The 16,456-nt window shown below is 33.3% G+C and carries 11 protein-coding genes; 2 read left to right on the top strand and 9 right to left on the bottom strand.

The annotated features are described in order from the left end of the window. The first annotated feature begins 66 nt into the window (after positions 1-66). Together AC3IPI_RS16240 and AC3IPI_RS16235 are read left to right on the top strand one after the other, a co-directional pair. Complete coding sequence (locus AC3IPI_RS16240; RefSeq protein ID WP_489154092.1) at positions 67-879, top strand: SDR family oxidoreductase; 813 nt, start codon at positions 67-69, stop codon at positions 877-879. Between the two features lie 178 nt (positions 880-1,057). Next, positions 1,058-1,618, top strand: a complete 561-nt coding sequence (locus AC3IPI_RS16235; protein WP_489154090.1) for a DUF2911 domain-containing protein — start codon at positions 1,058-1,060, stop codon at positions 1,616-1,618. Positions 1,619-1,786: 168 nt separating this feature from the next. Here the strand turns inward: AC3IPI_RS16235 and AC3IPI_RS16230 are convergent, their stop codons facing one another. The 9 genes from AC3IPI_RS16230 to AC3IPI_RS16190 all read right to left on the bottom strand — a co-directional run bounded on the left by AC3IPI_RS16230 (position 1,787) and on the right by AC3IPI_RS16190 (position 16,455). Further along, positions 1,787-4,489 (bottom strand): GH116 family glycosyl-hydrolase, encoded by a 2,703-nt coding sequence (locus AC3IPI_RS16230; protein WP_489154088.1) that lies wholly within the window; start codon positions 4,487-4,489, stop codon positions 1,787-1,789. Positions 4,490-4,728: 239 nt separating this feature from the next. After that, positions 4,729-6,393: a RagB/SusD family nutrient uptake outer membrane protein gene (locus AC3IPI_RS16225; protein ID WP_489154086.1), complete on the bottom strand. Its 1,665-nt coding sequence runs from the start codon at positions 6,391-6,393 to the stop codon at positions 4,729-4,731. A 91-nt stretch (positions 6,394-6,484) separates the two neighbouring features. Then, positions 6,485-9,652, bottom strand: a complete 3,168-nt coding sequence (locus tag AC3IPI_RS16220; protein ID WP_489154084.1) for a SusC/RagA family TonB-linked outer membrane protein — start codon at positions 9,650-9,652, stop codon at positions 6,485-6,487. 646 nt (positions 9,653-10,298) lie between these two features. Further along, positions 10,299-10,481 carry a hypothetical protein gene (locus AC3IPI_RS16215; RefSeq protein ID WP_489154082.1) on the bottom strand — a complete coding sequence of 61 codons (183 nt, stop codon included), beginning with the start codon at positions 10,479-10,481 and terminating at the stop codon, positions 10,299-10,301. An 11-nt stretch (positions 10,482-10,492) separates the two neighbouring features. After that, entirely contained in the window at positions 10,493-12,145 is a 1,653-nt protein-coding gene (locus AC3IPI_RS16210) for a sodium:solute symporter family protein (protein WP_489154080.1), read from the bottom strand. An 813-nt stretch (positions 12,146-12,958) separates the two neighbouring features. Then, a complete protein-coding gene (locus tag AC3IPI_RS16205; protein WP_489154078.1) occupies positions 12,959-13,618 on the bottom strand; it encodes a beta/alpha barrel domain-containing protein in 660 nt (219 codons plus the stop codon). Between the two features lie 20 nt (positions 13,619-13,638). Then, on the bottom strand, positions 13,639-14,643 hold the full coding sequence (locus AC3IPI_RS16200; protein WP_489154076.1) for a PfkB family carbohydrate kinase: 1,005 nt from the start codon (positions 14,641-14,643) through the stop codon (positions 13,639-13,641). A 135-nt stretch (positions 14,644-14,778) separates the two neighbouring features. After that, entirely contained in the window at positions 14,779-15,666 is an 888-nt protein-coding gene (locus AC3IPI_RS16195) for an SMP-30/gluconolactonase/LRE family protein (protein ID WP_489154074.1), read from the bottom strand. Continuing rightward, on the bottom strand, positions 15,667-16,455 hold the full coding sequence (locus AC3IPI_RS16190) for an SDR family NAD(P)-dependent oxidoreductase (RefSeq protein ID WP_489154072.1): 789 nt from the start codon (positions 16,453-16,455) through the stop codon (positions 15,667-15,669). Position 16,456: the final 1 nt, after the last annotated feature.

Below are 16,456 nucleotides of genomic sequence, written 5' to 3'. Positions count from 1 at the left end.
TTTGAAAAGAAACATGATAATCGACTATATCTCTTGATACAGAATAAAAAATAGTACCTAATTTATATGGATTCAATATTTAATCTTAAAGGAAAAATTGCTTTAATAACGGGGGGTGCAGGCGTGCTGGGCAGTAACTTTGCTACTGTTTTGGCTAAGCAAGGCGTTATCACAGGAATCGTATCACAATCTATTGAAAAAGCGAATAAAATAGTAGATAGAATACAAAATAATGGCGGACAAGCTTTTGCTATACAAGCAAACGTATTAAAAAAGGAAGAACTCGAGAAAGCAAAAGATTACATCATAGCTCAATACGGACGTTTGGATATTCTTATAAATGCTGCTGGCGGAAACATGCCCGGAGCAACCATAAGTCCAGACCAGGCAATATATGATATGAAAGTTGATGATTTGCAAAAGGTAATAGATCTGAATATAATTGGGACAATGCTACCCTCTCAGGTTTTTTCTGAACTTTTTGCCAAGCAAAAACAAGGAATCATAATTAATATTTCATCGGCATCTGCACAAAGACCATTAACAAGAGTTGTTGGATACTCGGCATCAAAAGCTGCAATTGATAATTTTACCCAATGGATGGCAGTAGAACTGGCTACTAAATATGGTGAAGGTATTCGTGTAAATGCAATATCTCCTGGCTTTTTTATTGGTGAACAAAACAAAGCTTTATTACTTAACCCTGATGGTGAATTAACACCAAGAGGCGAAAAGATTATTGAAAATACTCCTATGAGAAGATTTGGGACACCAGAAGATATAAATGGAGCTCTTTTATTTTTATGCAGTGACATGTCTAAGTTTGTAACGGGAACAATCCTTAAAGTAGATGGTGGTTTTGCAGCCACGAGTATTTAAAAAGGAGTTATCTCAATAAAAACTGATGACTTGATATCATCAATTCTAAAAAAATATTCTCTGAAGAAACTAACATTAAGTTGCACTTAAAACATTGATATAAAAAAAGAAAAATGAATAATATGATTTCTCTTGGATATTCTCTTACTTTGTGTAAACTATTATAAATCATTAAACTATGAAAAAATTTAATTTACTAGCAATTATCTTATTGACCGCTTTTTCTGTTAATGCACAAGATGTTAAATTCGCACCGTTGGATACAAGTCCGTTGGACATTTCCTATTACCCTAATAAAGCCGTTAAATCTAAAAAAACGGATAGCCCAACTGCTGTTATTAAGGTTATTTATTCTAGACCTTCGGCAAAAGGGAGAGCTATTTTTGGACAATTAATTCCGTTTGGTGAAGTTTGGCGTGTTGGAGCTAATGAAAACACAGAAATCAAATTCTACAAACCAGTTACAATTGGTGGTAAAAACATTCCAGCAGGAACTTATAGTTTGTTTGCCATTCCTGAAAAAGATAAATGGACAATTATTATCAATAAAGAAATAGATCTTTGGGGAGCTTATGCATACGACGAAAGCAAAGATATTGCCAGAGTAACAGTTCCTGTTAAGGCGGTATCAACTCCTATCGAAGCTTTATCAATTGCTTTTACTAATAATGGTTCAGTAGCAAATCTGGTAATTGGTTGGGATAAAACAACTGTTGAAGTTCCTATTACAATTAAATAAATGAAAATGTGAAATGTGAAATGTGAAATGTGGTTTGTGAAATGTGGTTTGTGAAATGTAAAAAGTTTATTGTGTAATTTTGGTATACCAATTTTATTTTTTTACTCCTCTCTTTTTACAAACCACATTTTACTTCTCACAATTTACTTTTACTTTTCTTGCTTTTTACTAATCCAAAATAAGAATTAAAGTCTGGTTAGTTTTTATAGTAATAGGTTTCAATAATTTAATTTTTATCTCAGAACCCTCTTGAGTAAACTCAAACGGTAGTTTTTTTGATTCTAACATTACTGAAACTCTTTCTGCTTTTTGTAAATCTAATTTTTCAAGACTTACTAATTCTAACTTTAGAGAGCCATATTTTAGTTCAAATTTGTGTATTTGCTTACCTGCTTCAACAATTTGATTATATGTACCCCATCCTTCTGCAGTTGTAAATGGTACTTTAAAATTTTCTTTATCCCATTTGGGTGCAAACCGAATATAACCTTTAGGTCCATGATATTCAAAACCACATGCGGTTATAAATGTTCCATAACTAGCCATCGCTCGTGAATAATGATCACTACATTCAATTTCGTTAAATGGATTTCGCTTGGCTGCATGATAACGATCGTGAATCGCTTTGGTTAATTCTAATCCTTCATCTACCATTCCTTCGGCAATCATGTGCGCAGCTACCTGATGCTCAAAGCCACTCATACATTCATGAAAATAACCTAATTGCCATGTTACATCTTCTCCATAAGGTTTAGGTTCATTATAAGGATTTGTATTCAAGATCATACCTCCTTCTCCTGGTAACGCAAGAGGTCGACCTCCAGTATGTTCTTTAATGTATGGACCTACATCACTTTTAAAATTATATTTCCATAAAGCCTGTAATGCCGATACCGTTTTCTCTTTATCTAAAACTCTGTCTAAACCAACCTGAAAAGCCCATGCTTGACCATATACCTGATCAATATGACATGTATTATAGGATCCTAAATTCTTTCTACCCAATTTTGCATCAGGGCGATGAATAAAATACTCTCCATTGAAAAGCTTTTCTTCCATGTTTTTTTTCCCAATCTCAACGTATTCTTTACATTTAGCCGCAAAAACAGTATCGTTCATTTCTTCTGCCATCATTTGGCCAGCTTTTATTGCGGCAATACATAAACCTACAATCCACGCAATTTCTCCTTCCCAAACAGCATCCAATGTGTTTTCCATTGGAGTATCTTCCATACCGTCTTTATTCTTATCCTGATCCATAATAAACTGGGTCGCCTTTTTTACATTTGTCCAGTTTTTTCTCAGGAAAGTATCATCTGTACTCATTTGATGTTCGCGATAAATACGCAATACTGTCCCTGCTTGTCCATCTATTGCTGGTCTCTTATCATATTCACCCCTAAACCATATTCCTCCATTTTCCATTAGCGATATTCCTAAATCTACCCTTTCTCTATTGTCTTTTTCAAGAGCGGGAAAAATTCTTCCTACAGCTTGTGCATATTGCCAAACATGTGTACAATTACCTTCACAGGCTCCAACTCCTTCCCATGCCCATGAACGTCCTGTAGCAAAACGATGAGATGTAGTCGTTGCCATAGTAGAAATGTTCATAAATGTTCGTTCCAAAAACCACCATGGTAACGTTGAGTCATACCAAGTTTTTTTCCATAATTCTGTATTAGAAGACAGAAAAGAGAATTTATCAGCAATGTAATTACTAACCGCTAATGCATCCGAAAATTTACTTGCATAATAATTCCCACTCTTTGCATCTGGTACATTAATTCGTTCTCCTACATTAGGAAAATACCAACTAATGAGATAATCAATTTTTACAGTTTTCCCTGCTTTAATTTTTTGAGAAGTGCCGATTCCTCCTATCAATTTATTTCCTGCATCTGTTAATGCTTCTACCTTATTAGATTTTGAAAAAAGAGCATCTTCTTGCATAAATTCATCAAGTGAGGGATTTGCAAATCCTTTTGTTCCAATTAGCGACAAACACATGGAACCTGAATCTCCTGCCCCTGAAAATTTATTTTCATCTGTGGCAATAAACTTAGAAAATACCGACAGCAAATTTTCCTTTTCTATAATCTTATTTATACGCTCTCCGTCACCCGATTTAGTCGAAAACTTATTCACTGCATTTTCCAACCAACCTATTAATTCAATACTTATTGTTTCCTTACTATTATTAGTAACTTGAAAAGAAAGTACCGTAGCTGGTAAATTGGAATTATCCTCATCCAAAGGAATAAAAGGAGAAAATGCTTGTAGAGTAATAGCTACTGGTAACTCTTTATCTGTGTATTTAATAGTAGCTTGTGGGTAGGTAGCTTCAAATGCAATCTCTTCCCAATCTTCACTTTTTAATTGTTTAATAATTGTTTTTCTTTCGGATTTAATTTTAATTGCAAATCCTTGATCCAATGGACGGATGTCCTTAGATGGTTCTACATAACAAGCACCGTCTCTTGAGCGCAACCTGTTTCCTCCATCCAGCACTCCCGTATTCCATGGTACTAATTTGGGTTCAATCCCTTCTTGGTTTTTATTAAAAATATCCCACAACCATAACCTGCCATCACCTCCTAAATAAACTGTACCACAATTAATGCCTCCTACTGGCATTCCTATAAATGATAATTCATTTTTACTTTTTAAATAAGTAGTTACGGTACTCCTTTCGTACAATGATTTGACCCATTCCGAATTGATTGCTTGATTTAATGATGCTTTCTCTCCATTTAAAACTTCAGGAATAAGAGGATTTGCCATTGTTGGTATGCGATAGACCAATAATCCCGCAACAAACACACTAGTATTTCTAATAAAATCACGACGTTTTACTTTTTTGTATGACATAAAATTTTCACTTTAGTTTTTACTGTTTTTTTTAAGCAATGTTTTGCTCATATCTACCTATTTCAAATGAACCGTACTCTATTTCTAACTTACATTAAGAAGATTTAAAGCTATTATTGTTCACTGATTGTTTAAAAAAATATTTCTTTACAAAAAAGCACTGTCGGAGTATATTCGACAGTGCTTTAACCAAACCAATATAATTAACGCTGCAATCAATTTAATACAGAATTAATGTTTTAATACCCTTTTGCAGCCTGAGCAGCACTTAAATTTGGGTTTTTATCTACTGCCATTTGCGGATAAGGCAACTTGGTGTATTTAGGTTGCCAAGCACGCTCTTGAACAATATTATTTGTTATGTCGTAGATACTTTTCATTACTTGATCTGCAATTTTCCAACGGCGAATATCATAAAATCGCTGTCCTTCTCCTGCCAACTCGATACGTCTTTCGTTTCTTATCAACTCGCGCATTTTATCTTTTGTATTATATATCGTTTTATCTACCGCTGGCATACCTACACGGTCACGAATATCATTTATGGCATCGTAAACAGAACTATCAGGACCGCTCAATTCATTTTTAGCTTCGGCATAAGTAAGTAAAACCTCAGCATAACGCATAATTGGAAAATCTTGTGCGGCATCACATTCCGTAACTAAATAGGCTGGATCAGTTAGTTTTCTAAAGTTATACCCCGTTACATTGCCATCCCAATTGTATGTATATCCTACCGAAGCATTTCCCCAAGGAGAGGTAGGAAATAATATACTGGCATATAATCGTGTATCTCTATTTTTAAATTCTGCAAAATAATCATCATTAGGTTTGCCTTTATTATAATTTGAAGCACGATCCTGAGGTGAAGGCGCTACAAATGTATGTCCTGTTTTGTCCCAATAAGAATTTACTAACTCGATAGTAGGCGTAACTGAACTATAACCTCCTAAATCAAAAGGACATAAAATAGTATTTATACAACTTGCCCACTCATAAGACGAATTTTCAATTGCTTGCGATGCTATTATAGTTTCCGAATTATTATCATTTATAGCCCAAAAAAGTTGTTCATAATTAGCAAATCCTTTATAAAATTTCTGTTGATCTGTAGCAGTCGAAAAATCGACGAACATAGAAAAATCATCTTTTGTTTTGGCAGCATCACCTCCTCTAAATAATTCATAAATCCCTAAATTTTTAACCATTTGAGCACTTGCAGCTGCATCAGCCCATTTACTATATTCTAATTCCACTTTGGCTTTTATAGCCCATGTAGCCCCTTTTGTTATTCTTCCTTTTTCATTATTTATCCCTCCCGAATAATTCACTGGCAAATCTGGTTCGGCAGCTAATAATTCATTTAATATAAAAATAACTATGTCATTTTCGGGTGTTGGTGCAACAGCGGTTTCCAATGGGTCAACATAACCCGTTGTAAGTAATGGTACATCTCCAAAATAACGTATTAAATCAAAATAAGCCATCGCTCGCAATACTTTTGCTTCTGCAATAAAACGTTTCTTTAAGGTTTCATTCATTGCGGTTTTGCCTACATTATCCAAATAATAATTAAACCCACGTATACTTTTATATTTATTCGAATACGTATTACTACTTAATGAAGCAGCAGTTATGTTTCCTTCGCTAATTGCTGTAGCATCCATCTCCCAAGGATATTGAGAATATGCATTATCGGCTGCGCCATCCTCATATACATTATTATATGCGCTAGCCAAATACCCGTAGCAACCATTTAGCGCCAGACGGGCATCATTCTCGGAAGTCCAAAACGTATTACTGGAATTTTTATCTTGTGGTACACGTTCCAGCGGTGGTTCTGTGCATCCCGAAACGGTAGCTATAATAAGTGTTATCACTATTTTACTAAATATATTTTTCATCTATATCTTGTTTTTTTATGTCTTGAAATAATAACGCGATTTAACATCGGTCAAAATCTGAATTATTTCTAAAGACTTTTTATTTTAATAATTAAAAAGAAGCGTTTATACCAAAAGAATATGTTTTCAATTGTGGATAAGATGCTCGTTGTGAAGCTGTCTCTGGATCAAAATCTTTCATTCGCTTATCTCCTCTAATAGTAAATAGGTTATTCCCTGATAGGTAAAATCTAAGCCCCTGCATACCAACTTTTTCAAGTACCTCTTTAGGTAAATTATACCCAAAAGACATTGATTTAACTCTTAAATAAGATGTATCAAATAACCAAAAAGATGATTTTTGGAGATTTTGGGTATTGTCAGGTGAAAGTAACATTCTTGGGTAAGCAGCATTAGGGTTTGGATTTTCTGTAGTCCAGCGATCCAAAGTATATTCTTTTACACCTCCCAAATTAAAAAATGCTTGCGAAGCTTCATATTCCAGATAAGCTTTCGATCCTTTTGCGCCTTGAAAAATAATTGCAAAATCAAAGTTTTTATAATTTAGCGTCGAGTTAAAGCCATACGTAAAGTTTGGTGCTTCGTTACCCATAATAACTCGATCATCTCCATCAATCTTACCATCGCCATTCTGGTCTTTATATTTAATATCTCCTGCTTTAGTATTGGTAGTTTGGGTAGCATGTGCTGCAACTTCAGCTGCATTTGCAAATAAACCATCGGCTTCTAACATATAAAATGAGCTTACAGGCGACCCTACTCTATTGATGTAATACCCATTAGGTGGTGTTTCGGGTACATCTCCCAAATCAGTGACTTTATTCCAAATACGACTCATATTTCCTCCTATTGCATACGATAATGCACCAACACGGTTGTTATATGAAAGTCCCAATTCTATCCCTTTATTGGTAACTTTTCCTAAATTAATTGGAGGAATTTCTTTTAATAATCCATCAGAAATAACGCTTAATCCTGATTCGGTAGGAATATAAGGATTGGGTAATAAAATACCATTTGTCAATTTATTATATGCATCTAGTTGGATATTCAATTTGTTATTCCATAAGCCGATGTCCAAACCTATATTGCTCATGGTTACTTTTTCCCACCCCAATGAAGGATTATAAATTTGTCCTGGAGTAACACCATCTTGCTTTACTCCATCTAAAATAATTGATGTACCTGAATTTATGGCATCATAATAATCATAATTACCAACATTGCTCACACTACCCAGTTTACCCCAAGAGGTACGTAGTTTTAATTCTGAAACCCAATCTACCGATTTCATAAATTCCTCTTGCGAAATACGCCAAGCTCCCGACACAGAAGGAAACACTCCAAATCGATTTTCTGCAGGAAATTTTGAAGACCCATCATATCTAAGACTTGATTCTAGCAAATATTTATTTTGATACGAATAATTAAAACGTCCAAAAAAGGATTGAAAAGCATTTTGGGTAGGAAGTCCTTTAGCCGATGTATTAAGAGGATCAGACGAACCTGCATCTATTGAGCCTATATTATTCGTTACATATCCTTTTCTTGTTATTTCTAAATTTCTCGAAGAATTATCTTCATAAGACATTCCTCCTAAAATTTTGAAGCTATGCTCTCCAAATTTTTTATCATAACTTACTGTTAGGTCTGTTAAAAATACACCAACTGTATCCCACTTTTCGGTATAAGAATTTTGTATGACTGCGGTTCCGGGTATTTCTACTTTTGTATCAAAATTTAAAAGTCCAGGCAATCTATTTACAAAAGAACTATTAAAATCATTGAATAAACTATAAGACACTGATCCTGTAAAATCTAACCCTTTAATTGGAGTATAAATTCCTTTTAAAACACTCGAAAATCTATCGGTATGATAACCTGATCTGCCTCCTTCTTTAAAAATTCTGTACGGATAATTAAAACTAGTTCTCCCGCCTGAAAACGTTCCCCAAGTACCATCTGATTGTGTAGCCACCGTTAATGGTATTAATCTGTCTATTGCTGTAAAAGTAACATTCCCGTTTTCATTATCATATCTATCACGACTATAGGATGTATTGGAGCTTATTGTGAATTTATCGCTTACTTTAGACTCTATATTAGATCGGAATGAATACCTATTAATCTTTCTTCCGGGAAAAAGTGAGTTTTGCTCAAAAAATGATCCGCTTATGTAGTAACGCGTAGCACCACCACCAGAAACATTAATTTCGTGTTCCATAATTGGTGCAGACTTTTTAAGAAATAAACTATACCAGTCGGTATTTCCATAGTGATCCGGATCTGAATTATTTCTTATTTTTTCAATCTCTACAGGTGTATAAAAAGCAGATTTTCCTGCATTTAAGCGAGCTTCATTATACAATTGAGCATATTGTAAAGCATCAACTCTTTTGGGTAGTTGCACCGCAGATTGTACTCCAAAATAACTATTGTAGTTAAACTGAGTTTTCCCTGCTTTTCCCTTTTTGGTTGTTACCAAGATAACACCATAAGCTGCACGTGATCCATAAATAGCAGATGAGGAGGCATCTTTTAATACCGAAATACTTTCGACATCATTAGAATTAATTCTATTAAAAAATCCAGCAGATGAAATCACTCCATCTATTACATATAATGGCTCCGAAGCTCCTAAATTACCTTTGCCTCGTAAACTAATTTTCCCCATATCATCGCCTATATCACCTGAACGAGAAGTAATTGTAAGCCCCGGAACCGTTCCTTGTAATGCATTTGTAAGTGAGGTTACTGGACGATTCGTAATGTTTTTTGTATTTACCACACTAACTGCTCCCGATAAATTAACTTTCTTTTGTTTGCCATAACCAACTACAACAACTTCATCCAGCTTCTGCCCCACTTGTATCATGATTATAGTAATAGAGCCTTTGGTAATCGCAACTTCTTGCTCCTCCATACCAATATAGCTAATGACTAATTGTGTAACGTTTTCGGGTAAATTAATAACAAAACTGCCATCTGTATCAGACTGCGTTCTAATTTTTGTGCCTTTACCAATTATATTTGCTCCTGGTATAGGCATTCCGTTTTCATCGAGTATTTTCCCTTTAATTTCTTTTTCTGCTACTAACAAAAATGTTTTGGAATAATGAACCTTTTTTGGTATCTCTACAGCCGAAACTTGTAATGCTATCGTAAACAATGAAATTGTTGTAAATTGGATAGTTCTTCTCGATAATTTACTGAGCCATATATTTCTTGGCTTGTTTTTTATTAATAATTTTGCACTCATTTGGTTTCTGGTTTTATTTAGTTGATTGTGTTTGTTTTAATTCAATAATTCACATATCTATTTCCCTTTTTTAAGAAATTAGTTTTTCTAACTACGCAAACGTTTTAGTATTACATATTTTACGAATTTCTCACTTTTCACATGAATAAACCTTCACTTTTTTAATTGAAATAGAAACTATCTTACTCAAAAACGGGCTTTAAAATGTGGTTTACAGAATTATCTATATATTGGCTTCTAAAAAACCAACGAATAGTTTTTAATCCTACTAAAAACTAAGATTGATGGAATGCGAATATGACGGGTTTTTATTGAGAGTAAATACTACATTATTTGCTAAATTCTAAAATGAGAAACTTTTTTAGCACATAGATTTAGTAGTTTTTTATTTGAGGATAAATACAATAATTATTTACCTCAACCAAAAAAACTGCGTGCTCTTTTAAACACGCAGTTTTTATATATTTTTTATTGAGAGTAAATACTACATTATTTGCTAAATTCTAAAATGAGAAACTTTTTTAGCACATAGATTTAGTAGTTTTTTATTTGAGGATAAATACAATAATTATTTACCTCAACCAATAACTGAGTACTTTTTTAAGCACGCAGATTAGGCAAATTTTTTATTGAGAGTAAAGACTAATCATTTTTTCTTTAAGACTAACATAAATAATCCAAATAGGGAAAATAGTAATCCGCAACAAAGGTTTATTTTCATTTTATAATCGGGAAAACTACCAGATACAAATGCATAACCTATTAACAAAACTCCAATAATTAGAAAGAAAACTCCAATTACAAAACGTAAATCATATAATTTATTCATAATAGTTTTTATTAAAAGAAGATAATATTAAATATGAGTGTTACTAACAAAACAACTATTCCCATCCAAAGCGGGTTTTTATACCAAATTTTGCTTTTATCTGTTTGTTTTGGGGTAAGGCTATACACTAATCCTACCAATTCTTCTTCAGGTTTAGGTTTAGTAAATAAGCTGACTACAATAGTAACGAAAACACACATCAAAAATGAAATCCATGCAATATTAAAGGCTTGGCTTGTACCTGAAAAATACTCATGAGTATTGGCAATCCAACCTCCTTTTCCTTCTGCTACTGTAAGACCATGCGTAATTGTGGCGGTAGCTGTACCTGCAAGTAATCCCCAGAATGCTCCATGTCCTGTGGTTTTTTTCCAAAACATTCCTAAAAAAAATGTAGCAAAAAGCGGTGCATTTACAAAGCTAAATACGAGTTGTAATAAATCCATTATGTTATTAAATCCTCTGGCAACATAAGCTGTCATAATCGAAATTAATATCCCTATAACGGTAGCTATCTTGCCTACATAATAATAATGTTTTTCGGAGCCGTTTTTCTTAATATGTGACTGATAAATATCAAAAGTCCATACGGTATTAAATGCGGTTACATTTCCTGCCATTCCGCTCATAAAAGAAGCAATAAGTGCTGTTATCCCAACTCCTAAAATTCCGTTTGGATATAATTTTTGCAATAAAATAGGCAATACCATATTATAGTTTGTATCTCCATTACTATTTACAGGAAGTTCATATCCAGTAAATTTATTTTGCAAAGCAAGTATTATAATCCCTGGCAGAATAACAATTATTGGCATTAGTATTTTAGGAATCGCTGCAATAATTGGTGTGCGTTGTGCATCACTTAGATTCTTACTGATCATGGCTCGCTGTACAACTAGGAAATCGGTACACCAATAGCCGAATGCCAAAACAAATCCAAGTCCGAAAACCATACTAAAGGCATCCACTCCCATTGGATTATGAGTAGGATCACCAAGTCCTTTCCAAACATGAAGTTTATAGTCTGCTACATTTGCTACAATTCCTTCCCATCCTCCTATTTTGTATAAACCAATAAAAACGAGAGGTGCAATTCCTAATACAATAAGAAAAAACTGCAACACTTCATTATAAACTGCACTGGTTAAACCTCCCATAAATATATATACAAATACTACTGCAGCTGCTATCCAGATTGAAAGGTCAAAATTCCAGCCTAGAATAACTTCCATAAGCATCGCCAATGCGTATAATGATACCCCAGACGAAAAAACTGTCATTGCTGCAAAACTAAATGCATTAAAGGTTCTTGTTTTTTCATCGAAGCGAAGTTTGAGATATTCGGGTACGCTTCTGGCTTTGCTACCATAATAAAAAGGCATCATAAAAACACCTAAAAAAATCATAGCCATAGCTGCTCCTAACCAATAATAATGAGCTGTATACAAGCCATATTTTGCTCCATTTGCAGCCATTCCTAATACTTCTTGTGCACCAAGATTGGCAGAAATAAAAGCAAGACTGGTAATCCATAACGGGATATTACGATTACTCATTAAAAAATCATTCGCAGATTTTACTTGTCGCTTTAATAAAAAACCAATCCCAATTACAAAAACAAAATAAATAGCAATAATGAGATAATCAATAAATTCCAATTTCATAATAAATGTGCTTATAATAATTTTTAATTTTAAAGTTTTTAAACCATTAAGACAGTCTTTAAACCATTAAGACATTAAGTTTCATTAAGAATAAAAGCTTAATTTTTCTTTATCCCTTAATGGTAAAATAATATTTAATCTTAGAGTCTTTAAACACTTTCATTAAGGATAAAGCTTAATTTTCTTCATCTCTTAATGGTAAAACATTATTTAATCTTAAAGTCTTCAAACACTTTCATTAAGGATAAAGCTTAATTTTCTTCATCTCTTAATGGTAAAACATTATTTAATCTTAAAGTCTTTAAACACTTTCATTAAGGATAAAGCTTAATTTTTCTTTATCTCTTAATGGTAAAACATTATTTAATCTTAGAGTCTTTAAATCATTAAGACATTAACTTTCATTAAGGATAAAGCTTAATTTTTCTTTATCTCTTAATGGCAAAATATTATTTAATCTTAAAGTCTTTAAACCATTAAGACATTAAGTTTCATTAAGAATAAAAGCTTAATTTTCTTCATCTCTTAATCGCAAAATAATATTTAATCTTAGAGTCTTTAAATCATTAAGACATTAACTTTCATTAAGGATAAAGCTTAATTTTTCTTTATCTCTTAATGGCAAAATATTATTTAATCTTAAAGTCTTTAAACCATTAAGACATTAACCTTCATTAAGGATAAAAGCTTAATTTTCTTTATCTCTTAATGGTAAAACATTATTTAATCTTAGAGTCTTTAAACCATTAAGACATTAACCTTCATTAAGGATAAAAGCTTAATTTTCTTTATCTCTTAATGGTAAAACATTATTTAATCTAAATCACTTATTAAATGAGCTAAATAATCACTCATCTCATCATATACTTTAAGTACTAACATCTCTTTTGGAAAAAGCTTTGCTCCTAATCCTACTGATGAAACTCCTGCTTTATACCATTTTTCAATATCATATCTATTGGCTTCAACTCCTCCAGTTGCCATAAACAACATGTTGGGAAATACTGTTTTTAAAGCTTCAATATAGGAAGGTCCTCCCAATTGTTTTGCAGGAAATATTTTTACTAACGACAATCCCCAATTTTCAGCTAAACAAACCTCTGAAGGTGTTGCACAACCCGGAATCCATAATACTTTATCTTTTTTGCAAACGAGGTAGATTTCTTCTAAAATAACGGGAGATATCAAAAAATCGGCACCAGCTTCTATAAATAATTTAGCTTGAATCTTATTTTTAATAGTACCTACACCTATTTTCATTTGAGGTAATCTGGTATCTCTATACTGTTTCAATTCCTTAAAAACTGCATAAGAATTCTCATTGCGATTAGTAAACTCAAATGTTTTTATACCATTTTCATAACAAATACGCATTACATTTTTACAAACTTCGACATCAACATGTGAAAATAAAGGAATGATTTTTTCTTGTAAAAGACATTCTTGAATTTGAAAAGCGTTACTAGTTGTCATATTATGATTTTATTCAAAAATTAACGAATAATTCTTCCGCTTCCTTTTTGCTTGATAATTAAGTCTACTTCTTCTTTCGAGGCAATATTCACATCTCCCAATATGCAATGTTTCATTACTCCACAAGCCGTTGCATATTCTATAACCTCTTGTAGTGGCTGCTTCTCATTCAATCCAAATATTAATCCTGCCATAAAAGCATCACCTGTGCCTATGCGTTCGGCTATATCGTTTATATTGTATACTGCCGAAGTAACAATTTTACCATCATTCCATAAATATCCCACATATTCATTTGATGAAGCACTTTTTTGATACCGCATTGTCATAGCTATATATTTTACATTAGGTAATTTTTCTTTTAATAAGGAACAAGTACTTTCAACTAAATTATTTTCATCGGGAACAATATCAAAATACAACTTTGCAGCATCTACATCTGCCAAGATAACATCGCAATATTCCAGAAGTTTAGGCATTATCTCGCTACTGTGTTTTCCGTATTGCCATAATGTGGAACGAAAATTAAAATCGGCAGAAATCATTATTCCGTTTTCTTTGGCAACTGCCAAAGCACTTAAGCAAACTTTTACCAAATTTTCATTTAATGCTGGTGTAATCCCGCTCCAATGAAACCAACTGGCTGTTGCGAAAATTCCCTTCCAATTTATCTCACCGTCTTCCAGCATACTAAAAGCCGAATAGTCTCGATCATAAGTTACTCTTCCTGGGCGGGCTCCTACACCACTTTCATAATAATAAACTCCTACACGACTCTTTTCTTTTTCTATCACAGTAGTAGGAACTCCATAACGATGCAATTGTGTAATGCCTAACTGAGCAATTGTGTTGGATGGCAAAGAAGTAATATAACGTACATTTTTCCCAAATAAAGACAATGAAACGGCAATATTTGCCTCGGAACCTGCCCAATGCATTTCGAGATTTTCTGCTTGCATTATTTTTTTATTTCCGGGGGGAGTTAATCTTAATAAATACTCTCCAAATAAAACTATTTCCTTCATACTAATTTTTTTTATAAGTAAGTCGAAAGTTTTAAAGTCAAAAGGACTAATAGCAATTAAAACCACTAAACATCAACTAGTTACTTGTTTTTTTTCGATTTTAAAATACGACATTATACAATAGTTGCTACTTATCTATTTTTTTTGGATTTTAAATTGATTCATTTCCATTCCTTTAATTCCAACATCTACTAAAAATAATGCACCACTATTAGGAAATTGTTTTAATTGTTCTTCGCTTAATCCCACACTTGCTGTAGTAATTAATAATTGTTTCATGTCCTTTCCTCCAAATGCGCAAGAGGTAACATGGGGAGCATCAAGTTCCACTTTCCCGACTAATTCACCTGAAAATGGATTGTATCTATTTACACATCCTCCTCCCCACATAGCTACCCATAACATTCCGTCATCATCTATAGTCATTCCGTCTGGCATACTACCATTTTGAGAAACCTCAACCACTATATTTTCATTAGAAATAGTGCCATTAATTACATCAAAATCATAGCTTTTTATATTATAATCCAATGTGTCGATGTAATACATTATTTTATTATCCTTACTCCAGCAAATACCATTGGATACTTTTCGATTGGCAATCTTTTTTTTAAGATGCTTCCCATCATAAAAATATAAAGCTCCTGCTGCTCCCTTTGCTTGTTTATTCATTGTTCCAATCCAGAGTCTGCCAGCAGCATCACATTTTCCGTCATTGGATCGATTGGTAGGTATATCTGATTCCAATTTTATTAGTTCATTCAATTCTTCTGAATCAAAATCAAATATTGCGATAGAACTTTCTAGCCCTACAATAAGCCAACCATCTTCTGCAGGCACAACTGTTCCTACTTTTTCTCTAAGATGCCGTTCTTCAACAGTTTTATAAATAGGATCAAGAATACCAACTTTCTGACCTTCGATATCTACATACAAAAACTTATCCCACAAGGAACTCCAAATCGCTCCTTCACCAAGTAGTAATCTTACATTATTCAATGCTGTTGCTTTCCATGTTTTCATCTAATTGTCTTGCATTAATGCGCTTCTTCCTCCATCTATTAAATAGGTCACTCCACTGGCAAAAGAGGCATACTCGCTTGCTAGAAATACACACCAAGCACCAATTTCTTCTGGACTGCCTAATTTTTTTACAGGATGCAAATCAATGGTTCTTTGTCTCTCTTTATTAGCATCTGCAAAAGAGTCAAACCATTTTTGATTGCCGGGTGTATCAATAAATCCCGGGGCGATACCCACTGTTCTAATTCTTGGTCCCCACTCTATTGCTAAACTGCGTACTAAAGCTGTAAGTGCTGTTTTGGCAATATTATACGGGAAACACCCAGGAATACTGGAAAATGCATGATTAGATGTCATAATGATAATAACTCCATTATTTTTTTCTAACCAAGGCTTGCATAATTTTGCCAATCGCCAATGGGATGCAAGATTTAATTCATGATTTTTTATCCAGGATTCTTCAGTACAATTTTCGGCTCCTTCAAATATATTTATACCTGCATTAGTAATTAAAACATCTATTCGACCAAACTTAGTAATAGTCTGTTTCACTAAATTTTCCAAATTAGTAACAACAGTTACATCAGCTTGTGTGTATAAAGCTGTTTGCTTATGATTGTTTACCGAATCAATAAACTTTTTGGCTCCATCCGAAGTAGCTTCATGTGTACCGCAACCAGAAACATGTGCTCCTGCCTGGGCAAAGACTGTTGCTATAGCAGCGCCTATCCCAGATGTTACTCCGGTAATTAGCGCTACTTTGTCTTTTAAATCTATTTGTAATGACATA

The sequence above is a fragment of the Flavobacterium sp. GL_143 genome, from assembly GCF_057834355.1.
Note: the sequence above shows the minus strand (reverse complement) of the source record. Positions and strands in the feature narration are given on the sequence as shown.

What these genes read in the sequence shown, in the direction of transcription:
- AC3IPI_RS16240 (WP_489154092.1), top strand. Translation starts at nt 67, where the DNA reads ATGGATTCAATATTTAATCTTAAAGGAAAAATTGCTTTAATAACGGGG.
- AC3IPI_RS16235 (WP_489154090.1), top strand. Translation starts at nt 1,058, where the DNA reads ATGAAAAAATTTAATTTACTAGCAATTATCTTATTGACCGCTTTTTCT.
- AC3IPI_RS16230 (WP_489154088.1), bottom strand. Translation starts at nt 4,489, where the DNA reads ATGTCATACAAAAAAGTAAAACGTCGTGATTTTATTAGAAATACTAGT.
- AC3IPI_RS16225 (WP_489154086.1), bottom strand. Translation starts at nt 6,393, where the DNA reads ATGAAAAATATATTTAGTAAAATAGTGATAACACTTATTATAGCTACC.
- AC3IPI_RS16220 (WP_489154084.1), bottom strand. Translation starts at nt 9,652, where the DNA reads ATGAGTGCAAAATTATTAATAAAAAACAAGCCAAGAAATATATGGCTC.
- AC3IPI_RS16215 (WP_489154082.1), bottom strand. Translation starts at nt 10,481, where the DNA reads ATGAATAAATTATATGATTTACGTTTTGTAATTGGAGTTTTCTTTCTA.
- AC3IPI_RS16210 (WP_489154080.1), bottom strand. Translation starts at nt 12,145, where the DNA reads ATGAAATTGGAATTTATTGATTATCTCATTATTGCTATTTATTTTGTT.
- AC3IPI_RS16205 (WP_489154078.1), bottom strand. Translation starts at nt 13,618, where the DNA reads ATGACAACTAGTAACGCTTTTCAAATTCAAGAATGTCTTTTACAAGAA.
- AC3IPI_RS16200 (WP_489154076.1), bottom strand. Translation starts at nt 14,643, where the DNA reads ATGAAGGAAATAGTTTTATTTGGAGAGTATTTATTAAGATTAACTCCC.
- AC3IPI_RS16195 (WP_489154074.1), bottom strand. Translation starts at nt 15,666, where the DNA reads ATGAAAACATGGAAAGCAACAGCATTGAATAATGTAAGATTACTACTT.
- AC3IPI_RS16190 (WP_489154072.1), bottom strand. Translation starts at nt 16,455, where the DNA reads ATGTCATTACAAATAGATTTAAAAGACAAAGTAGCGCTAATTACCGGA.